Raw genomic sequence first — 24710 nt, 5'->3', positions numbered from 1 at the left:
ACCCTGAAGAGACTCAGAGGAGAGTTCAACATGGATCATTTACCCATTCTTCCTGATGCCACGCTGGCGGCGATTAATACTCTCGGCACATGGCTGGCGCAGGATGATCTGAGCGGTTCCCGTCAGAACCCGGATGTCGACAGGGTGATTCTGGCAGGAAACGCGGTCATTCCGACCATTGATGCGGCCTGCCGTATCGCCGCGCAAAACGAGATCCCGTTGCTGATTAGCGGCGGTATCGGTCATTCGACCGCGTTTCTATATGCGGCCATTGGCAGTCACCCGCGTTATCACACGATACCGGTCACGGGGCGGGCGGAAGCCGGTATTCTGGCCGACATTGCACGCGAGTTCTGGCAGATCCCTGAGGGACGTCTGTGGATCGAAGATCAATCCACCAACTGTGGTGAAAACGCGCGTTTTAGCTGGAACATACTGAAACAACATCAGCGAGCTACCGGACGGGTGCTGGTGGTGCAGGATCCGACGATGCAGCGACGTACCATGGCGACGTTTGCCCGCGTGTGCCGGGATGAACCCGTTGCACCTCAGTGGATAAGCCACCCGGGTGTTACGCCGACACTGCAGAACGGCAAAGATGGGGTGGAATTTAGCGAGGGCAACACCGGACTGTGGCCCGTTGACCGCTACCTGTCACTGGTACTGGGGGAACTGCCGCGACTGTATGATGACGTTAACGGCTATGGTCCTGCCGGACGTGATTTTATCGCTCACGTTGATTTTCCTGATGCCGTGACTGAAGCATGGGCATTGTTACAGCAGGATCCGATTCTGAAAAACGCCTTATCCCGGCGCTCGCTTCTCTGAGCATCCTGCTTTTCCCCCTCCGCGAAGAGGGGGAAGGCATTACAGTGCGGCGTACTTATCCAGGGTGCGCACCAGCTGCGTCACAAAACCATATTCGTTGTCATACCAGGCGACGGCTTTCACCAGTTGCAGATCACCCGCTTCCGTTACCTCGGTCTGCGTTGCATCAAATACCGAACCAAAGTGCGAACCGATCACATCTGACGACACAATCTCTTCATCGGTATAACCGAACGATTTATTTCCCTGTGTCGCCTTTTTCAACGCGGTATTGATCTCCTCAACCGTGACCTTTTTACCCAGAATGGCGACAAGTTCGGTGACGGAGCCGGTTTTAACCGGTACGCGCTGCGCGTGGCCTTTCAGTTTGCCACTTAAGGCGGGGATAACCAGACCGATGGCTTTCGCCGCACCGGTGGTATGCGGAATGATATTTTCTGCCGCCGCGCGTGAGGCTCGAAGATCTTTCCCGCGTGGCCCATCTACCAGCGCCTGGGTACCGGTATAGGCGTGAATAGTCGTCATGGTACCGACTTTGATTTCAAAGGCATCATGCAGAGCTTTTGCCAGTGGGGCGAGGCAGTTGGTGGTGCAGGAGGCGACGGAAATGATGGTATCGCTGGCGTCAATGGTATCATCGTTCACATTATAAACGATGGTTTTCATCTCTCCGGCAGGGGCAGAGATAAGCACTTTCTTCGCGCCTGCATCCAGATGCGCTCGTGATTTTTCTTCGGAGGTGTAAAAGCCGGTGCACTCCACAACGATATCCACACCTGCGGCTTTCCATGGAATATGCTTCGCCTCTTTTTCGGCATATACCGCAATGGTTTTACCGTCAACAATCAGCGCATCTTCGGTGAAATCCACGCTCCACGGGAAACCTCCGTAGTTGGAATCATGCCTGAGCAGATAGGCCAATACTTTGGGAGAGGTGAGGTCGTTGATGGCGACGACGGTGTTGCTGTCCTGGGTTTCAAGAAGGCGGCGCAGTACAAGGCGTCCAATGCGTCCAAATCCGTTAATGCCAATTTTACTCATAGTGTTCTCCTGTGAACGTGTCGATACGACAGTTTGAACTCATCCAGGCTTAGACCATGACGGGCAGGGCGGCAATTGAAGATGCTTCATGCGCGAGGAAGTATTTGAAAAACCATACAGAAAAATTAATGAATTTTTAAGGAAAGGGGATTATGTTGACGCGATATCTGTTTTTTTCAGGAAATCCCATGCGCACTAAATATACAAGCCTGCAAATCGCTATTCACTGGCTGGTGTTTCTGTTAATCATCGTGGCTTATTGCGCGATGGAGTTTAAAGGTTTCTTCCCGCGTACCGCTCGGCCATTGATCAATATGATCCACGTCTCATGCGGTATCACCATTCTGGTTCTGATGGTGACGCGTCTGCTGGTTCGTCTCAAATTCCGCGCGCCACCGATTCAACCGAAGCCAAAAGCGATGGTGACGGGGATGTCTCATCTGGGGCACCTGGTGGTGTACATGCTGTTCATTGCGTTACCGCTGATTGGTATTGTGATGATGTACAACCGGGGCAGCGACTGGTTTGCTTTTGGCATGGTGATGCCGCATGCGGCGGAATCTAATTTTGATCTGGTAGACGTGCTGAAAGAGTGGCACGAGACGCTGGCAAATCTGGGCTATTTTATGATTGGCCTGCACGCACTGGCGGCACTGATGCACCACTATTTCTGGAAAGATAATACCCTTCTGCGCATGATGCCGAAAAAGCGTCAATAAATACGAAAACAGGCCGGGTAAGCGCAGCGTCACCCGGCTTTTTTTTAGCGCAGTTGAGCACGTTCTTCAGTAGTTAACGCCAGCGCTTGCGTTGATCCGGTTTCAGACGATTTCACCGCGGCTTCCAGTACAGCCATTACCGCTAATGCCTCGACAGGATGAACAGGATTGGTGATTTCCCCAAGAATCGCATCGCGTACATTGATGTAATACTGGCGCTGATCACCTTTCGGGGTCGCAATAGTCTGCTGAGCACTGTCTGCGCCAAAGAACACCATACTGTCGCTGTCTTCGCCCCAGGTTTCACTGCCGGGGATCACCCCTGAGAGTAGCTGCGCTTCCTGCTGATCGATTCTGGCTTTTACCACGCTGCCCTTGTCCCCGTGGACCGTAAAGCGTGCAGTTCCGCCGGCAACCAGCATGCTGGCATGCAGAATGACTTTATGTTCCGGATAATTTAAGACCACGTGCGCCCAGTCATTAACCTCAGCACCGTCGCGCAGTGTCGCGATATTCCCCTGTACTGACTGCGGCAGACCAAAGAGCTGTAGCGTCTGGTCGATCAGGTGCGGACCCAGGTCAAACCACAGACCGCTCCCGGGTACGTTCTGCTCGCGCCAGCGTACGCGCACTTCAGGACGGAAGCGGTCAATATGCGACTCCAGATGTTTAATTTTGCCGAGCGTACCTTGCTCAATAATCTGCTTAATGCCGAGAAAATCACTGTCCCAGCGGCGGTTGTGGAATACAGAGAGCAGACGCTGCTTTTCATCCGCCAGGGCGATCAGATCCCGGGCTTCCTGCATATCGAGCGTGAAGGGCTTATCAACGACCACATGTTTCCCTGAGTTCAGGGCCAGGGTCGCCAGTGGGGCATGCGTGGCGTTAGGGGAGGCAATGACTACCAGATCGACATCCGGATGCTGAATGGCCTCTTCCGGTGTTGCTACCACCTGAACATCCGGAAGATCGCGTTTTACTTTCTCTTCATCACGAGAAGAGACGACCGCCAGCTTAAGTCCATCGACAGACTGGATCAGCGGAGCATGGAAGGTTTTGCCGACAAATCCATACCCGATCAGTGCAATGTTGATTGTTTTCACTTTACTCATGACCTTCTCCACATTAATTCGCGCAAACCGTGACCTGCAATGCGCTATGGTCCCCAAGCTCAGGCCAGGGACGATCTATAAACAGTTGTTGGATGTTGGATAACCCGGAAACCAGATACGGTTCGCAGCGATTGACTTTCAGGTGGTCGGCGACGATCCAGTGTGCGTGGCTGGCGGCAAGCATCGCGCGCTTGACCTCCGCATCCGCTTCTGTACTGGCACTCAGACCGAGTTCGGCATGAATCGCGCACGCCCCGAGAATCGCGATATCCGCACGATAACGGGACAGTAGCGACAGGGTGGCGCTTCCGGCAAACAGGCGTTGCTTTTGGTCCCATTTCCCACCGAGCAGGATAAGGTCAATATTTTCCCGGTCGCTAAAATGCTGGGCGATATCCAGCGAGGTGGTGATAACGGTGAGCGGCCCCTGAAGAAAGGTGGCAACAGCCATCACCGTGCTTCCGGCATCCAGAAACAGGGTGGAGCCCGGTGGAACTGCCTGCGCGACCTGCTTCCCAAGACGCTGTTTGGCTTCAGGCAGCAACGTATTACGGCCCTGACGATTCATGGCGGAAAGATTAAGTGCAATAGCCCCGCCATGATTCTTCTGCGCAAGGCCCTGGTTTTCAAGGTCAGTCAGATCACGCCGGATGGTGTCTGCTGAAACCTGAAGCTTTTCTGCCAGTTCAGTGATACTGGCCTGGCCTTGCTCACTAATAATATCAAGTACATATCGTTGACGAGCGGTTTTGTGCATGAGGTAATCCTGCAAAATACTGCAATAGTTCGCATAATACAGCATTTGAACGCAGAGAGAAGCACAATGTTGTCATGAAGGTGCGCTAATGGGGTAATGGTTCAGGTGGGTGATTATTAAAATTTTATTAAGTGGTTATAAGTAAACGGTTTTAAATGTTAATCACATTGTTATTGTTATGTTTTATTTAATGATTTGGATTATGTAACTATCTGAGTGTGTTTGTGTGGTGTAATATCTTGAGAAATATAAATTTATCAAAATAAAATCACTTAAAATAGTTTATTAATAACCTATTGTTCCGCCATAAAGGCTATCACTACTTAAATTGACACTTCTTTGAAAATCTTTGTGTCTGACCCGCGAGGAAATTAACGCAAAAATGTACACAGTGCGAATTAGGAATTTTCCTTAAATAACAGGGGGTTTATATGTTTCATTTGAAAGTCTATTTTCAAGGTTTTGTCCAGAAACCCCATGTTTTTTCTTACTTGTAACACCACATTAACATTGTGGGTGTAGTTGCCTATACCGCATTTTGTTATGCTGCTAACCAGTTTAAGAAATAAGTAAATTCTTAATTGAAATAAGTTGCAGAAAGATCTCATCTCCAATGGAAATGGGCATGGGAGGTATTACCTAAAATTCAGAGAGGAAGCCAAATAAGATATTTGTCTAATTATCTATACCTCTTTTTGGGTATTTGTTTGAGTGTCGCTCAGAGTCAGGGAGATAAAATGACGGTATTGAGAAAACCTAAGTTACTTCGATATGCAGCCGCGATGGCACTATTTTCAGTGGCCATAAATACCGCTTGTGCCAATAGTGGTCAGGTGGGCATTGCCCAGGTTTCAACAACAACTTTAAAAGAAAGTATTCTTTTTGCTATCGATCGCGATCCGTCAATTAGTCAGCAGGCCGCGCAATTAGGTATCGGTCAGGCACAAATAGATGAAGCGCGCAGCGGTTGGATGCCACAAATATCGTTGAACGGGAGTACGGGACACAGTCAGACCACTGACTCCAGCGGGTCACTGAAGAATTCCGCCGCCTGGGGGCTGAGCCTGACACAACTGCTGTACGATTTTGGCAAAACCAATAACAGCATCAATCAGTCTTCCGCCCAGCGGGATAGCTACCGTTACCAACTGATGGGCACGCTTTCGGATGTAGCGGAAAAAACGGCGCTGAGCTATGTAGAAGTCAAACGCTATTCCGATCTTTTGCAGGCAGCAAAAGAGAATGTACAGGCGCTCAAAAACGTCGAACAACTGGCAAAACTGCGCGCTGATGCAGGTGTGAGTTCCACATCCGATGAGCTCCAGACCCGCACGCGTATTGCCGGCATGCAGGCGACGGTGGCTCAGTATCACGCCGCTCTGAACAGCGCACGCGCCAGGCTTGCGGTATTAACCGGAATGCAGGCAGAGGCCTATTCACCGGTGCCTGCGAATCTTGTTGTGGAACCAGATTCGCTCAACCGCATCGATTATACGCTGATACCGGCGGTGATGGCTGCGCAGAACATGGAACGGTCTGCTCAGTATGGCGTGGAAACGGCAAAGTCCCAGCACTGGCCGACGTTAAGTCTGAAAGGGGGACGCACCCGTTATGAATCGGACAACCGTTCTTACTGGGACGACCAGATACAGCTCAACATTGATGCCCCACTGTATCAGGGGGGCGCGGTTTCCGCTCGCGTTCGGCAGGCGGAAGGGGCACGAGCCATGGCTTCCTCTCAGGTCGATCAGGCGCGTTTCGATGTTCTGCAAAAAGCTTCCGTAGCGCAGGCGGACTGGACCGGCGCACGGGGAAGAATGGAAGCCGGGAAGCAACAACTGGAAAATGCACTGCGCGCCCGTGATGTTTACAAAAATGAATACACCCTGAGCAAGCGGAGCATTAACGATCTGCTCAGCGTTGAACAGGATGTCTGGCAGGCCACGTCAGCGAAAATAATCGCTGAGTATGATGGCTGGAGTTCGGCAATTAATTATGCTGCCGCGGTTGATAATTTAATGCCGCTTATTGGAGTAGAGAAAAACGCCGCCGCAAAACTACCCGATTTGAGTTAAAAATAGACGCATATTGTTGCGAAAAATAAGTCTGAAAATAATGGGTGATTTTTCCCAGGGATAGCTACATCCATCTGGTGGACATATCCACAGGAATCCGTACACCTGCAAGGAGAAGAAAATGAGTAACATAAAGGTTGTTGATGTCATCATTCGCAAAACGGCGGAGAAAACGAAATTAACTGGCGAAGGAAATCTGTCGGTCTCTATTTCATCGCCGAGTGTGATTGAAATCCAGGGCTCTGCTCAGGATGTAGTGCGTTATGTCCGCCAGGGTAATGACCTCCTCATTTATATGAAAGATGGCAGCGTTATTCGTTGCAATAACTATTTTGTTGAAGATCCTGAAACGCATAATCAGTCAGAGCTGGTGTTCAACGATCGTCAGGAACTCACTCATATTTCTTTTGCCGATGCCGGGGATGCGTCAGGCGTTGCAGTAACTGAATTAACCGCGCAGGCCACACCGATTAGCAGTATTGAGCCTTTCCTCGAGCAGGGAAGTGTCTTGAGCGACGCGCCGTGGGGCTGGATTGCGGGCGCTGCGTTAGGCGGTAGTGCCATCGGAGCACTGCTGGCTCACGGGGGAGACGGCGAAACCAAAACAAGGGTTGTTGATAATACCAAAGAAGTTGAAAGCGCTACGCCGACCTTTTTGCTGACAGATAAAGCGGGTGATAAGCAGGGGATGCTGAGTGCAAAAGAGATCACGGACGATAACACTCCAACCTTTAGTGGTACCGGCCAACCGGGCGCAACCATCCAGATCAAAGACAGCAGCGGCAGTACCATCGCCAGTGCAATGGTCGCCAAAGACGGTACCTGGACGGTAAAATTACCGACCCAGCCCGACGGGGAGCATACCTGGTCGGTCGTGCAGATCGACGGCAGCAAAACCACCGCTGCGGGCAGTATTACCGTGACGGTTTCTACCGCCGATGCCTCTATTACGCTGGCCACCACGGCGGGCGATAACGTGCTTAACGCCAGCGAGCAATCCGCGGGCTTTACGCTTTCCGGTGCCAGCAAAAACCTGGCGCAGGGTACTGAACTCACCGTAACGCTGAACGGCAAAACCTACACGGCTGAAGTGGGCGCAGACGGCGCGTGGCATGTTAACGTGCCTGCGGCAGACGCGCAGACGTTGGGCGACGGCACCTGGACGGTCAACGTCAGCGGTAAAGACGCTGCGGGGAACACCGTGAGCGGAAGCCAGACGATAGGTGTCGATACCACCGCGCCAACGCTGTCTGTTGATACCCTCGCGCAGGACAACATCATCAATGCGGCTGAGCACAACCAGCCGCTGACGCTGACCGGTAAAACGAATGCGGAAGCCGGTCAGATAGTCACCGTGACGCTGAACGGTAAAAACTACAATGCCACCGTGGCGGGTGACGGTACCTGGACCGTCACGCTGGCGGCGAACGACGTGCAGGCGCTCGGCGAGGGCAATCACACCCTGACCGTGAACGTCAGCGATAAAGCGGGCAACGGCTCGTCAGTTACCGCAGATTTCATGGTTGATATCACCGCACCGGTTGTCACCATCAATACCGTGGCGGGCGACGATGTTCTCAATACCAGCGAGCAGGGTCAGGCACAGATTATTTCCGGTCTGGCGAACGGTGCAACTGCGGGCGATGTGGTCTCCGTGACCCTTGGCGGCCAGACTTTCACCGGTGTGGTGCTTGCGGACGGTAGCTGGAGCGTCGGCGTTCCGGCGTCCGTGCTGGGCGCGCTGGGTGAAGGTAGCCACACGATTTCGGTTTCCGTGACTGACGCGGCAGGCAACACCGGCAGCGCCACGCACGGCATTACGCTGAGCGGACACCCGCCAGAATTTACGATTGACGCCATCAGTCAGGACAATGTTCTGAATGCTCAGGAGGCGATGCAGTCGCTGAGCCTGACCGGTACCAGCAATTTGCCGAACGGCAGCGCTATCACGGTGACGCTGAACAACGTCAACTATCAGGCCACCGTTGAAAACGGTATCTGGGCGGTCCAGGTGCCGGTTTCTGACGTGTTGAATCTGGCGAACACGCTTTATACCGTCAGCGTTAGCGGTACCGACAGCGTGGGTAACAGCGGTTCTGCAGAAGCGAATCTGCTGGTGGATACCGTCCTTCCGCAGGTCATTATCAATACGTTTGCGGGCGACAACCTGGTCAATAACGCCGAAGCGGGCGTCGATCAAACCCTCAGCGGTCGCGTCACCAGCGCGGCGGCGGGCGATACCGTCACCATTACCGCAGGCGGCAAGAGCTATACCGCAACGGTTGGCAGTGATCTGACCTGGAGCGTGAAAATCCCGTCAGCGGATCTTCAGGCGTTCGGCGACGGTGATTTAACCTTCACCGCGTCGGTGACCAACGGGCACGGCAATACCGGCACCGGCGAGCGTGATATCAATATCAACGCGGAGCTGCCGGGCCTGCGCGTGAACACCATTTCCGGCGATGACGTGATCAACGCCATCGAGCAGCAGCAGGACCTGAGCGTCACCGGCTCCAGTACGCATCTGGCAGCGGGGACGCAGATTGTCGTCACCATTAACAACGTCGAGTATGTCACCGCGGTTAACGCCAGCGGTAACTGGCAGATCGGCGTACCCGCGGCGGACCTGCAGGCCTGGACGGCGGGGGGCATGACGGTCAGCGTCAGCGCTGAAGATACCTGGGGCAACACCGTTGCGGCTGAACACCCGATCGAACTCGATCTGAACGCCGTGGCGATCACCATTGATACGGTATCCAGCGATGACCTGCTGAATGCGGCTGAAAAAGGCAGTGATTTAACCCTGTCCGGCCAGACGCAGGGCGTTGAAGCAGGCCAGACCGTGGTAGTGAAATTCGCCGACCAGACCTTTACCGCGCAGGTGCAGCAGGATGGCTCCTGGAGCCTGACCGTACCCGTCAGCGCCATGGAAACACTGATCGACGGTCGCGCGCAGGTGAGCGTCAGCGTCACTAACATCAACGGTAACAGTGCCGACGCGTCGCGCGTGGTCACCGTAGATACACAGCCGCCGACAATAACGATCGATAACCTGACCACCGACAACATCATCAATGCGGCAGAAGCGCAGCAGGATCTGGCGTTGAGTGGCAGCAGCAATGCTGAAGCAGGTCAGGTGGTCACTGTGACGATGAACGGTAAAACCTATCAGACCACAGTCCAGACGGACGGTACCTGGCAGTTGAGTGTACCAGCGGCAGACGTCGGCGCGCTGGCAGATGGCATTGTGACCGTGACGGTAACCGTGAGTGATGTGGCGGGGAACACCAGCAGCGCCGATCGCATTGGGCTGGTGGACGCGACCGTGCCGCAGGTGACGATTAACGACTTTGTCACCCCTACCAACACCGTTAACCAAATCGCCCATTCACAGGCGCAGATCCTGAGCGGCTCCGTCACCGGTGCGGCAGCGGGCGACAGGGTAACAATCTCCATTAATAACGTGGATTACACCACCGTGGTCGATGCGGCGGGTAACTGGAGCCTTGGCCTGCCGGCGTCAGTAGTGCAAGGTCTGGCTGACGGTACCTGGACGATTAACGTCTCCGTGACTGACCAGTCCGGTAATACCGGAAGCCATTCACTGGATGTGGTAGTGAATACCGTGACGCCTGTCATCGGTATCAACACACTGGCGGCGGACGATGTAATCAATGCGACAGAGAAAGGTGAAGATCTGCTGCTCTCCGGCACCAGCAACCAGCCGGAAGGCACTACCGTTACGCTGACCCTGAACGGCATTCACTACACAGCCACTACTGACGCCAGCGGAAACTGGAGCGTCACCGTGCCTGCTTCCGCGGTGAGCACGCTGGGTGAAGCCCATTACACCGTGACGGCGGACGTCACTGACAGCGTGGGTAACAGCGCCTCAACTTCACACGATGTGCTGGTGGACAGCTCGCTACCGGTTGTCACGATCAATACGCTGGCGGGCGACAACATCGTTAACGCAGCGGAAGTGGCGGCAGGGCAAACCCTGACCGGTAAGGTGACAAACGCGGCGTCAGGTGACACTGTCACTATCATCCTTGGCGGTCAGACATACACCGCTACCGTGCAGGACGATCTGACCTGGCACCTGCCGTTAACCGAGAGTCAGTTCACCGCGCTCGGTAACGGCGACCTCACCGTATCCGCCAGCGTGACCAACGCGCACGGTAATACCGGCTCTTCTTCTCTCGAGTTCACCATCGACGCCCAGCTTCCGGGACTGCGTATTGATACCGTGGCGGGCGATGACGTTATCAACATTATCGAACACGCTCAGAACCTGATTGTGTCCGGCACCAGTACCGATCTGGCCGCGGGCAGCATCGTCACCGTAACCATTAACGGCAACACTTACCCTGCAACTGTGCTGGCGGACGGTTCCTGGCAGGCGGCGGTACCGGCGGCGGATGTATCCCAGTGGGCGGACGGTTCGCTGGAGATCGCAGCAAGCGCGCAGGACACTTCCGGCAACCCGGTAACTATTGGGACTTTCGTTGATGTCGATCTCGCGCCTGTAGCCATCAGCATCAATAGCGTGACCGACGACAACGTGCTCAACGCAGCGGAAAAAGGCCAGGACCTGGTGCTGTCCGGCACCTCATCCAACGTTGAAGCGGGCCAGACCGTGACCATCACCTTCGCGGGTAAAACGTATACCACCACGGTGGATGCCAACGGGGACTGGACGTACACCGTACCGGCAGCCGATTTGAGCGGCCTGAAAGATGGTGACGCCAGCGTGCAGGTCAACGTCACCAATGTGAACGGCAACGCGGCGTCTTCGGCGCAGGAATTCAGCGTCGATACCACCGCGCCGACGGTGACCATCAACACCATCAGCCAGGACAATATGCTGAACGCGGCCGAGGCGGCTCAGGATCTGACCCTGAGCGGCACGTCTACTGCCGAAGCAGGCCAGACGGTGACCGTGACCTTCAACGGCAACACCTATACCGCGCAGGTGCAGGCGGACGGTAGCTGGACGCTGGACGTCCCGGCGGCGGACATGGCAGACATCACCGACGGCAATGCGGCGGTAACGGCGACGGTGTCCGATAAGGCAGGCAACCCGGCGAGCGCAGGCTCCTCGGTGCTGGTCGACACCACCGTTCCGCAGATTTCATTCAACATCATTGCGGGCGACGACATCGTAAATATTGCCGAACACGGCCAGGCGCTGATTGTTTCCGGTAAGGTCATGGGCGCACAGGCGGGCGATGTGATCACCGTGACCCTGAACGGTAAAGACTACACCGCGATGCTGGATGCGTCCGGAAGCTGGAGCGTCGGTGTTCCGGCGGCGGACGTGGGCGCGCTGACTAACGGTGACCAGACACTCTCGGCGACCCTCACCGATAAAGCGGGCAACAGCACCACTGCCACGCATGATTTTGACGTCTCCCTGACCGCACCGGTTATCGCCATCAATACCCTGGCGGGTGACGATGTGATCAATGCGGCAGAGAAAGGTGAAGATCTGCTTCTTTCCGGTACCAGCAACCAGCCGGACGGAATCACCATTACGGTGACGCTGAACGGTATCAATTACAGCGCCATCACTGATGCCAGCGGTAACTGGAGCATCACCGTTCCGGCGGCAAACGTCTCTGCGCTGGGAGAAGCAAGCTACGTCGTGGCGGCGAGTGTAACTGACGCCGCAGGCAATAGCGCGAGCACCAGCCACAGCGTACTGGTCGACAGCGCGCTGCCGCAGGTCACCATCAACCCTGTCGCCACGGACGATGTCATCAACGCAGCGGAAGTGGCTGCCGGGCAGACACTGAGTGGCAAAGTGAGCGGTGCAGTGAGTGGTGACACTGTCACTATTTCAATCGGCGGCAAAACCTATACCGCGACCGTTCAGGACGATCTGAGCTGGTCGGTCAACGTGCCGTCTACGATCTTAACCGCCATCGGTAACGGCGATCTGACGGTTTCAGCCAGCGTCACCAACGGCCACGGCAACACCGGAACAGCCGAGCGCGACATCACCATTGATGCCAACCTGCCGGGCCTGCGCGTTGATACCGTGGCCGGCGACGATGTGATTAACAGCATCGAGCACGCTCAGAACCTGATTATCACCGGCTCCAGCGAGGGCCTGGCAACGGGTGCAGTGTTAACCGTGACCGTCAACGGCAAAACCTACGCGGCGACGGTGCTCGCTGACGGTACCTGGGCGGCAGCCATTCCGGCGGCAGACGTCAGCGCGCTGACTGCTGGCACGCTCACTGTGACCGTTGAAGGCCAGAGCGCAGCGGGTAACCCGGTTTCTATCAGCCATGACGTGAAAGTGGATCTGGCGGCAGTCGCCATCAGCATTGACTCGATTGCCACCGACGACGTGATTAACGCGGCGGAGAAAGGTGCGGACCTGGTGCTGTCCGGCAGCACCACTAACGTGGAAGAAAACCAGACCGTAACTATCTCCTTTGGCGGTAAGTCTTACACCGCGACGGTGGATGCCGACGGCAACTGGACGGCGACCGTACCGTCTGCCGATTTGGGCAACCTGAAAGACGGCGACGCCAGCGTGCAGGTAAGCGTCACCAATGTGAACGGTAACAGCGCGTCGGCGGGCCGCGAGTACAGCGTGGACGCCACCGCACCGACGGTGTCTATTGAAATTGTCAGCGATAACAACATCATCAATGCGGCCGAAGCGCAGCAGGATCTTGTGATTAACGGTGTGACCAACGCCGAAGCGGGCCAGACCGTTACCGTCACGCTGAACGGCGCGAATTACACCACCACCGTGCAGGCAAACGGCAGCTGGAGTGTGACCGTACCGTCTGTGGATCTGGGGGCGATTGCCGACGGCAACTATACCGTCAGCGCCACCGTGTCTGATAAAGCGGGTAACCCGGCCTCAGCGGATCGCGATGTGTTGGTCGATACCACCGTCCCGCAGCTGACCATTAACACCGTTTCTGACGATGATGTGATCAACAGCGCCGAGCATGCGCAGGCATTGATTGTTACCGGCTCTGTGACCGGCGCGGCGGCGGGTGATGTGGTCACCGTCACCATCAATAACAAATCTTACACCGCCACGATCGACGCCGCTGGCAACTGGAGTGTGGGCGTGCCGGCAGCCGATGTTACGGCTCTGGCCGCCGGGGGTTACACCATTACCGCGGAGCTGACGGATAAAGCGGGCAACAGCAACAGCGCCACGCACAGCGTGGAAGTCAACCTGACCGCACCGGCGCTGACCATTGACACCGTTTCCGGTGACGATGTGATCAATAGCACCGAGAAAACGCAGGATCTGACCCTTTCCGGTACGGCGTCCGGGCTGGCTGCAGGCGCGGCCGTGACCGTGATGCTCAACGGCAAAGCGTACAGCGCTACGGTTGATAGCAACGGAAAATGGACCACGACCGTTCCGGCTAACGAGGTGGGGCAACTTGGCGAGGCGCTTTACACCGTTACCGCATCGGCAACGGACAGCGTCGGCAACAGCACCAGCACGTCGCACACCGTGAGCGTGGAGTCCGTATTGCCGGGCGTGATTATCAACACCGTTGCGGGCGACGACGTGATCAACGCTGCTGAACTGGCAGCCGGCCAGACCATCAGCGGCAAAGTGGTGAATGCCGAAGCAGGCAACACCGTGACCGTGATGATTGGCGGTAACAGCTACACCGCAACGGTGCAGAGCGACCTGAGCTGGTCTGTTAACCTGCCGTCCGACGTTCTGACCGCGCTGGGTAACGGCGATCTGACTGTGACCGCTAGCGTCACAAACGGCGTGGGTAATAGCGGAACGGGCGAGCGCGATATTGCTATCGACGCTAACCTGCCGGGCCTGCGCGTGGATACCGTGGCAGGTGACGACGTGATCAACAGCATCGAACACGGGCAGAACCTGATTATCACCGGCACCAGCGACGGGCTGGCGGCTGGCGCGGCGCTGACCGTGACCGTTAATGGCAAAACCTACCCGGCTATCGTACTGGCTGACGGTACATGGAGTGCGGCGATCCCGGCGGCAGACGTGGGGGGACTGCCTGCAGGCACGGTCACGGTGACTGTTGCAGGCCAGAGCAGCGCCGGTAACCCGGTCTCCATCAGCCACGATGTGACAGTGGATCTGGCAAACGTCGCCATCAGCATTGACGCCATCGCCTCAGACGATGTGATCAACGCGGCTGAAAAGGGCGCGGATCTGGTGCTCTCCGGTGCGACTTCGAACGTGGAGGAAAACCAGACCGTCACCATCACCTTCGGCGGCAAGAGCTACACCGCGACCGTTGGCGCTGACGGCAAATGGACCACCACGGTGCCCGCTGCCGATCTGAGCAACCTGAAAGACGGTGATGCCAGCGTGCAGGTGAGCGTGGCTAACGTGAACGGCAATAGTGCATCGGCGGGTCGCGAGTACAGCGTGGATGCCACCGCGCCGTCCGTGACCATCAATACGCTTGCGGCTGACGACATTCTGAATGCGACAGAGGCACAGGCTGACCTGACCGTGTCCGGCACCAGCACCGCCGAAGCGGGTCAGACGATAACGGTGTCACTGAACGGCAAAGACTACACCACAGCCGTGGGCGCCGACGGCGGCTGGACGCTGAACGTCCCGGCGGCGGATATTGCGGCGCTGACGGACGGCAGTGTGACCGTGACCGCATCGGTAAGCGACAAAGCGGGTAACCCGGTGTCGGTTGATCACAACCTGACGGTGGACGTCACCGTCCCTGCAGTGACCATCAACACCATCGCTGGCGACGACGTGATTAACGTGGCTGAGCACGCACAGGCGCAGATCATCAGCGGCTCCGCCACCGGCGCGGCAGCAGGTGATAAGGTGACCGTCACGATTGGCGGACAGACTTACACCACCGTGCTGGATGCGGCGGGTAACTGGAGCGTGGGTGTACCGGCGAATGTAATTTCCGGCCTCAGCGACGGCACCGTGACCGTCACGGCGTCAGTTACCGACGCAGCGGGGAACACGGGCAGCGGCACCCATAACGTGACCGTCGATACCGGTCTGCCATCGGTCAACTTCAACGCCATCAGCGACGATAACGTGCTGAACGCGGTTGAAAAAGGTCAGGACCTGAGCGTCAGCGGCACCAGCGCCAACCTCAAGGAAGGCACCGTGGTGACCGTGACCCTGAACGGCAAAAACTACACGGCCACGACGGCGGCGGACGGTACCTGGAGCCTGACCGTTCCGGCGGCGGATCTGGCGGGTCTGGGCGAAGCCAACTACACCCTGAGCGCGGTAGCGACCAACGCCGTGGGCAATAGCGTGAGTAATACCGCCAACCTGCTGGTGGACACTGCGCTGCCGACCGTCACGATCAATACCGTGGCGGGTGATAACGTCATCAACGCGGCGGAAGTGGCTGCAGGTCAAACCCTGAGCGGTTCGGTGGCAAATGCCGAAGCGGGCAATACCGTCAGCGTCACCATTGGCGGCAACCGCTACACCGCAACGGTGCAGAGCGATCTGACCTGGTCCATGAACGTGCCGTCTGACGTGCTGACCTCGCTGGGCAACGGTAGCCTGAGCGTAACGGCGACCATCACCAACGGGCATGGCAACACCGGAACCAGCGAGCGCGAAATCGTTATAGACGCTAACCTGCCTGGTCTGCGCGTGGATACCGTCGCGGGTGACGATGTCATCAACAGCATTGAACATACGCAAAACCTGATCGTCACCGGCTCCAGCGACGGGCTGGCGGCAGGTACGGCGCTGACCGTGACCGTCAATGGTAAAACCTATGCGGCCACGGTGCTGGCGGACGGCACCTGGAGTGCGGCGATCCCGTCCTCTGACGTGAGCGCGTGGCCGGAAGGCACAGTTAAAATTAGCGTTACCGGCGACAGTTCAGCGGGCAACCCGATTACCATCAGTCACGATGTGACGGTGGATCTGGCGACCGTTGCCATCAGCATCAATGCCATCGCCACCGATGATGTGATTAACGCGGCGGAGAAAGGGGCCGATCTGGTGCTGTCAGGCACTACGACCAACGTTGAGGCGGGGCAAACCGTGACCCTGAGCCTGAACGGCAAAATCTATACCGCGACAGTAGACGACAGCGGTAACTGGACTTACACCGTGCCGTCTGCGGATCTGGTACACCTCAAGGATGGCGACGCCAGCGTGCAGGTGAGCGTCACCAATGTGAACGGCAACAGCGCCTCGGCGGGTCGTGAGTACAGCGTGGATGCCACCGCGCCGTCCGTGACCATCAACACACTGGCAACGGACGACATCCTGAATGCCGCTGAAGCTCAGGCTGACCTGACCGTGTCCGGCACCAGCACCGCTGAAGCGGGTCAGACGGTGACCGTGAGCCTGAACGGTAAAGAGTACACCACAACCGTGGGCGCGGACGGCAGCTGGACGCTGAGCGTTCCGGCGGCGGATCTGGCCGCGCTCGGCGACGGCAGCATCACGGTGACGGCGAGCGTCAGCGACAAGGCGGGTAACCCGGCGTCGGTTGATCATACGCTGACGGTGGACGTGACCGTGCCCGCGGTGACCATCAACACTATTGCTGGCGACGACGTGATTAATGTGGCTGAGCACGCTCAGGCGCAGATCATCAGCGGCTCCGCCACCGGCGCGGCAGCGGGTGATAAGGTGACCGTCACGATTGGCGGACAGACTTACACCACCGTGCTGGATGCGGCGGGTAACTGGAGCGTGGGCGTACCGGCCAGCGTCATTTCCGGCCTCAGCGACGGCACCGTAACCGTTACTGCGTCAGTCACCGACGCGGCGGGCAATACCGGTACCGGCAGCCACAACGTGACCGTCGATACCGGTCTGCCATCGGTGGCCTTCAACGCCATCAGCGGCGATAACATTCTGAACGCATTGGAGAAAAGTCAGGATCTGAGCGTCAATGGAACCAGCGCCAACCTGACGGAAGGCACCGTGGTTTCCGTGACCCTTAACGGTAAAAACTACACCGCCACCACGGCGGCGGATGGCAGCTGGAGCCTCACGGTTCCGGCAGCGGATCTGGCCGCGCTGGGAGAAGCCAACTACACCCTGAGCGCGGTAGCGACCAACGCCGTGGGCAACAGCGTGAGCAACACCGCGAACCTGCTGGTCGACACCGCGTTGCCAACCGTCACCCTCAACACCATTGCGGGTGATAACGTCATCAACGCGGCAGAAGTGGCCGCGGGGCAGACCATTAGCGGCAAGGTAGCGAACGCGGAAGCGGGCAATACCGTCACCGTATCCATTGGCGGCAACACGTACACGACAACCGTGCAGAGCGATCTCACCTGGTCCGTTAACGTGCCGGAATCCGTCCTGACGGCACTGGGCAACGGCGAGTTGACCGTGTCGACGACCGTCACCAACAGCCACGGCAACACCGGCACAGGCGAGCGCGAAATCGTTATAGACGCCAACCTGCCGGGTCTGCGCGTGGACACCGTGGCGGGCGACGACGTGATCAACAGCATCGAACACGGGCAGAACCTGATCGTCACCGGCTCCAGCGACGGGCTGGCGGCAGGCACCACGCTGACCGTGACCGTCAATGGTAAAACCTATGCGGCCTCGGTGCTGGCAGACGGCAGCTGGAGCGCGGCGATCCCGGCGGCAGACGTCGGGGCGCTGACAGCAGGCACGGTCACCGTGACCGTTGCAGGCCAGAGCGCGGCGGGCAACCCGGTAACGATCAGTCATGACGTGACTGTCGATCTGGCGGCAGTGGCTATCAGCATTGATGCAATTGCCACCGACGACGTGATTAACGCGGCGGAGAAAGGCGCGGATCTGGTGCTCGCCGGTAGTACCTCAAACGTTGAGGAAAACCAGAGCGTCACCATCACCTTCGCGGGTAAAACGTACACCGCGAAAGTGGATGCAGATGGGAACTGGACGGCAACCGTGCCTTCCGCGGATCTTGCGGGCCTGAAAGACGGCGATGCCAGCGTGCAGGTGAGCGTCACTAACACGCGCGGCAACAGCGCCTCGGCGGGCCGCGAGTACAGCGTGGACGCCACCGCGCCAACCGTGACCATTGATACGGTCGCTGGCGATAACGTGATTAACGGCAGCGAAGCGGCTGCGGGCGTGGCCATTTCCGGCACCACCACGGCGGAAGTCGGTCAGACTGTCAGCGTGACGCTGGGCGGTAAGAGCTATACCGCGCAGGTGCAGCAGGGCGGTATCTGGAGCGTGAACGTGCCGGGCACCGACCTGTCCGCCCTGGCGGATAACGGCTACACCGTGCAGGTCAGCGTGAACGATGCTGCCGGTAACCCGGGCAGCGCGGGTAAAGCGATTACGCTTGATACCACGCCGCCAACCGTCAGCTTTAACGTTGTCGCGGGCGATGACGTCATTAACAGCGTGGAGCACGGACAGGCACAGATTGTCAGCGGCACGGCAACCGGTGCGAGCGTTGGCGATAAGCTGGTTATTACCATCGGTTCGAATCAGTACACCACCACCGTTGATGCCAGCGGTAACTGGAGCGTGGGCGTTCCGGCAAACGTGATTTCCGCGCTCACCGACGGCACCGTGACTCTTAGTGCGACCATTACCGACAGCGCGGGCAACAGCAGCACCCAGACACACGATGTGGTGGTCAACACCGCGTCTGTGGCACTGACGGTTAACACCCTCAGCGGGGATGATGTGATCAACGCGGCTGAAGCCGGTTCGTCACTGGTGATTAACGGCTCCAGCGCTCAGTTCGCCAGCGGGACAGAAGTCACCGTCACTCTGAACGGTAAGGTCTATACGGCCACCATCCAGAGCGACGGCAGTTGGACCACCACCGTACCAGCCACCGACGTGGGCGCACTGGCCGATGGCACAACCTATCAGGTCTCTGTGTCGGCGCAGGACAGCGCGGGCAACAGCGCGTCGGCGACGCACAGTCTCAGCGTGGATACCACGGCGCCGGTCGTGAGTATTGCGACGCTGTCGGGCGATGACATGCTGAACGCGGCAGAAGCGCAGCAGCCACTGACGGTACACGGTTCGTCCAGTGCAGAGGCGGGTCAGACCGTCACCGTGACGCTCGGTGGGAAAACCTACACTGCAACCGTAGCTAACGATGGCACCTGGACGCTCGACGTGCCGGCAACCGATCTGGCTGCGTTGAGCCAGGGCGCTCTGACCTTGACCGCATCGGTCAATGACAAAGCCGGTAACCACGGCCAGACCACGCACACGTTAACGGTCGATACCGTCGCGCCAACCGTGACCATCAGCACCGTGGCCGATGACGACATCGTCAACAACGCAGAGCAGCTGGCTGGCCAGACCATCCGTGGCACCACCACAGCGGAACAGGGTCAGACGGTGACCGTCTCCTTCAACGGACACAGCTATCAGGCAACCGTCGGGGCGGACGGATCGTGGTCGGTCTTCGTGCCGGGACGTGATTTCCTCGGCCTGAGCGACGGAGATTACATCATCACCGCCTCGGTGAACGATAAGGCGGGTAACCCGGGCAGCACCACGCACGACGTCACGCTGAACGGCGACGTCCCAACCATCACCATTAACACCTTTGCGCAGGACGATATCGTCAACGCCGCCGAGCACGGCACGCCGCTGGTTGTTAGCGGCACCACCAACGCCCCGGCAGGCCAGACGGTGACCATCACGCTGAACGGTAAAAGCTACGCGGCAACCGTCCAGAATGACGGCACCTGGAGCTACACGATCGGCAGCGCAGAGGTGAGCGCGCTGGCAGACGGCGGTTCGTACGTGATTAACGCGCAGGTCAGCAACACCATCGGCAACAGCGCCAGCGACAATCATACCGTTACGGTGGATCTCACCGCGCCGTCGATGGGGATCAGCATTGATTCCCTGCAAAACGACACCGGCCTGAGCGCGAGTGATTTCATCACTAACGATAATCAGGTAGTGGTGAATGGCTCGCTGACCGCGCAGCTCGGCAATAACGAGAAGGCGCAGATCAGCCTCGACGGCGGCACCACCTGGATTGACCTGACGGTGACGGGCACCACCTGGCGCTACACCGATGGCCGCACCCTGACGGACGGTACGTATCAGTATCAGGTTCGCGTGATTGATAACGCGGGCAACGTGGGAGCTACGGACAGCCAGGACGTGGTGATTGATCTGACGAAGCCTGTGGCCACGACGATCACGGTCGATTCCATCACTCAGGATACCGGTCTGTCCGGCAGCGACTTTATCACCAGCGACAACCAGATCAGCCTGAAAGGGACGCTTGGCGCGGCGCTGGGCGCTGGCGACCACGCACAGATCAGCCTTGATGGTGGCGCTACCTGGATCGACGTCAGCGTCAGCGGTCTGAGCTGGACCTATGTGGATGGCCGTACGCTGGCCGACGGGGATTACAACTACCAGCTGCGCGTGATTGACGACGCGGGCAATATCAGCGCCACCACTAGCCAGGTGGTGACGATTGATACGGTGGCACCGGACGCCAGTAAAACCATCGCCATCGACAGCATCAGCGACGATACCGGCCTGAGCGGCAGCGACTTTATCACTAATGATACGTCCCTGACGTTGCACGGTTCGCTTGGCGCGACGCTGGCGGACGGTGAGTATGCCCAGATCAGCATCGACGGCGGTGTGACCTGGCAGAACGTGATTGTCACCGGCAACAGCTGGTACTACGTGGACGCCCGCACGCTGGGTAACCAGACCTATGACTACTACGTTCGCGTGGTAGATGCCGCCGGTAACGTGGGGGCCAGCGCCCATCAGCAGGTGACTGTCGATACGGTCGCCCCGGATGCGGCCATTACGGTGACCGTGGATAACATCACCGCGGATACCGGCTTCGACAATAACGACTTCCTGACCAGTTCGACCTCGTACACGCTGCACGGAACGCTCGGCGCAGAACTTGGCGCGGGTGAATTCGTGCAGGTGAGCATGGACGGCGGCAATACCTGGGTGTACGCCACCGTAAGCGGTACGCAGTGGAGCTACAGCGACACGCGTACTCTGACCGACGGCAGCCATAACTATCAGGTGCGGGTCGTCGACCAGGCGGGGAACGTTGGGGCAACCACCTCGCAGGTCGTGACGGTGGATACGCAGTCGCCGCAGTACGGCGTCACCATCGACAGCATTAGCGAAGATACCGGCCAGTCCGGGAGTGATTTCATCACCATGGACACCACGCTGACGATCAACGGTTCGCTGGGCAGCGCGCTGGCAAATGACGAGCGCGTACAGATCAGTCTGGACGGCGGAAATACCTGGCTCGATACCACGGTCACCAACCAGCGCTGGAGCTACACCGATACCCGCGATCTGCCTGACGGGGACTATACCTACCAGGTGCGGATTATTGACCAGGCGGGCAACGTGGGTTCCACCGCCTCTCAGGTGGTGACGGTGGACACCACACCGCCAACTACGGTAGGCACGGTAGTGAGCTATACCGACGGTGAAGGCGAGCGTCAGGGCACCTTTGGCAGTGCTGTGGCAACTGACGATAACTCGCCGTTGATCAACGGGACGCTTAACCGCGCTCCGGACGACGGTGAAATCGTGCAGCTCTATCGCGATGGTATTCTGCTCGGCCAGGTGACCATGAATGGTAGTGCCAGTTGGTCCTTCCAGGACAACGGTCTGAGCGATGGTAACCACACTTACATTGTGCGTGTCACCGACAAAGCGGGTAACTACACGGAGTCGGACGGGGTTATCCTGAACGTCGATACCAGCATCCCGACCACCACGGCGGCGATTACCGCGCAGACCACATCGGATACCACGCCGATTGTCAGCGGTACCGTCTCTGCCGACCTGGTGAACGGCGAATACCTGGTGGTGACGGTGAACGGTAAAACCTACACCTCCCAGACCGGCGGCGCAGTGGTGGTCGACCCGGATCACAACACCTGGTATCTGCAGATCCCGGACAGCGATGCCCTGAGCGTGGCGAGCTACAGCGTGACTGCGCAGGTGAAGAGCAGCGCGGGTAATGGCAATACCACGGGTACAGCGACCGGTAGCCTGGTGATTGATACCACTTCGGTGAATACCGACTGGGCGACCACGGCGGGGAACAGTAACAACTCGACCATGACCCTCGGCATGAACAGCAGCGGGCTGTGGAATATCATTGCTAACGGACAGTCATATTCCAGCAGTGATAATTCGAGCTATGCCGGAAATACGCTGACCAACACCCGGAATTACTACATGGTGAGCCAGACTGCCGCCGACTTTGACCGTAACGGCACACAGGATATTTTCGCGACGGAGAACACCTACTCAGGCTCTACGCAGGTGATGTGGACCTACGATGGCAGCACCTATAACGCCAGCCAACTGGCGGTGGGGACCACCATCTGGTACGGCGGTGTGATTGCGTACGACAAAACCGGCGATGGCTATCTTGATCTGGCGTACGGTGACTCCGGAGCTGACTCCATCACCTATTTGATCAATAACAATGGGGTACTCACGCCAGATGGTACCTACGGCGGTGCGGGATTCTGGGGGCAATTCACTACCATGCGTGAAATCTCCGGCGTCGATATTAACAATGACGGCACCGTGGATGTGGTTCAGCACACCAACCGCAGCGGCGCGAATTCGTTAACCGTGATCAACAACAACGGTAACGGCACGCTCTCCATCGGTCAGAACCTGACCAACGTGTTTGTGACTAACGCCTCGAATACCACCACGGCGGCATCCATGACGTGGGCGGATTTCAACGGTGATGGCTACATGGATCTGTACCTGGGCAGCAGCTACAACAACAACGGTGGGGTGATCTACTACAACGACGGTACCGGGAAGCTCTCCACGACTAAGAGCGCGGTGGAAGCCTCTAACGCCACGGCAGGTTATCTGTCAGTGGCGGTGGACTGGAACGGCGATGGGCAGATGGACATCATCAAGCTCAGTACCTATGGCGCGTCACAGACAGCCACTCTGTTCACCAACAACGGTTACGGTTCAACCTGGACCTCAAGCCAGCTGGCGTCAGGACTGGCGAACGTCACCGGCGTGGCGGCTGTGGACTACAACTGGGACGGCGCACAGGATCTGCTGGTGTCCCAGCAGAACGGCAAGGTGGTGTTGGTACAAAACAGCAAAACCATTGCCGATGGCACTGCGATGCATCTGCACATTGTCGACAGCGAGGGCATCAACGCCTACTACGGCAACACGGTCAATCTGTATAACGCCGCGGGCGTGCTGGTGGCGTCGCAGATCATCAACGCCCAGTCCGGTATCGGTTCGAACGATACCTCTGCACTGGTGAGCTTCTACGGGCTGGATCCGAATGAGACCTACTCGGCGGAGATTGTGAAGATCACCAACGGCGTGTCGGACAACGCCACCTGGAGCGGCCTGGAAGCGGGCAACGGCAAAGAGGGCTATGTCCTGACGGCCGAAGCCGCTACCGGCGGCCACAGTGGGACCATCACCGGGACCGGGTATAACGACACCTTTATTGCAGAGAATGGTACCTATACCTGGAACGGTTCCGGTGGCTGGAATACCCATTCCGACTACGACACGTGGAGCAATACCGGCGGGATGGACGTGGTGGATTACCGCAACGCAACGTCCGGGATTACGGTTGACTTACGCCTCTCAACCGCCCAGGACACCGGGTTCGGTACGTCGCGACTGCTCAATATTGAAGGGATTAACGGCTCGGACTACGACGACGTTATCACCGGTAACAGCGGTGATAACCAGTTCGAAGGCCGCGGTGGAAACGACACCTTCAACATCGGCAGCGGCGGTCACGATACGTTGCTCTATAAGTTGATCAACGCGTCGGATGCCACGGGCGGTAACGGTCACGATGTGGTGAACGGCTTTACGGTAGGGACGTGGGAAGGGACCGCGGACACGGATCGTATTGACCTGCGCGATCTGCTTTCCGGCAGCGGCTATACCGGCACGGGCTCGGCGAGCTATGTAAACGGCGTGGCCACGCTGGACAGCAGCGCGGGTAATATCGCCGATTACATCCGCGTGGTGCAGAACGGCAGCAATACCGAAATTCAGGTGGATCTGGACGGTACCGGCGGTCAGTTCACGCCAACCACCCTGGTGACACTCAACGGCGTACAGACGGATCTGGCGACGCTGCTGGCGAATCATCAACTGTTAATTGCGTAAAACAACGCCGCGGGGAGCGATCCTCGCGGCTTTTTGCGTTTCTTTACAGGA

7 protein-coding genes are annotated in these 24710 nt (G+C 57.7%); 4 read left to right on the top strand and 3 right to left on the bottom strand.

The features are described 5' to 3' along the window. The first annotated feature begins 30 nt into the window (after positions 1–30). A complete protein-coding gene (locus HED65_RS02585) occupies positions 31–828 on the top strand; it encodes a YdcF family protein (RefSeq protein ID WP_114977302.1) in 798 nt (265 codons plus the stop codon). A gap of 39 nt (positions 829–867) precedes the next feature. Here HED65_RS02585 and gap read toward each other — a convergent pair whose 3' ends face one another. After that, on the bottom strand, positions 868–1869 hold the full coding sequence (gene gap, locus HED65_RS02580) for a type I glyceraldehyde-3-phosphate dehydrogenase (protein ID WP_028017482.1): 1002 nt from the start codon (positions 1867–1869) through the stop codon (positions 868–870). A gap of 188 nt (positions 1870–2057) precedes the next feature. Here gap and cybB point away from each other — a divergent pair, with 188 nt between their 5' ends. Continuing rightward, on the top strand, positions 2058–2588 hold the full coding sequence (cybB, locus tag HED65_RS02575) for a cytochrome b561 (protein ID WP_114977301.1): 531 nt from the start codon (positions 2058–2060) through the stop codon (positions 2586–2588). A gap of 44 nt (positions 2589–2632) precedes the next feature. On the opposite strand, the gene HED65_RS02570 is transcribed toward cybB, so the two are convergent. Continuing rightward, entirely contained in the window at positions 2633–3700 is a 1068-nt protein-coding gene (locus tag HED65_RS02570; RefSeq protein ID WP_114977300.1) for an oxidoreductase, read from the bottom strand. A 13-nt stretch (positions 3701–3713) separates the two neighbouring features. Beyond that, entirely contained in the window at positions 3714–4457 is a 744-nt protein-coding gene (locus tag HED65_RS02565) for a DeoR/GlpR family DNA-binding transcription regulator (RefSeq protein WP_114977299.1), read from the bottom strand. A gap of 782 nt (positions 4458–5239) precedes the next feature. Here HED65_RS02565 and HED65_RS02560 point away from each other — a divergent pair. Next, positions 5240–6532: a TolC family outer membrane protein gene (locus tag HED65_RS02560; RefSeq protein WP_411266771.1), complete on the top strand. Its 1293-nt coding sequence runs from the start codon at positions 5240–5242 to the stop codon at positions 6530–6532. Between the two features lie 121 nt (positions 6533–6653). After that, positions 6654–24659: an Ig-like domain-containing protein gene (locus HED65_RS02555; RefSeq protein WP_114977297.1), complete on the top strand. Its 18006-nt coding sequence runs from the start codon at positions 6654–6656 to the stop codon at positions 24657–24659. Positions 24660–24710 lie beyond the last annotated feature (51 nt).

Origin of the sequence: Pantoea sp. LS15 (assembly GCF_012241585.1) — a bacterium.
Taxonomy (GTDB): domain Bacteria; phylum Pseudomonadota; class Gammaproteobacteria; order Enterobacterales; family Enterobacteriaceae; genus Enterobacter.
Note: the sequence above shows the minus strand (reverse complement) of the source record. Positions and strands in the feature narration are given on the sequence as shown.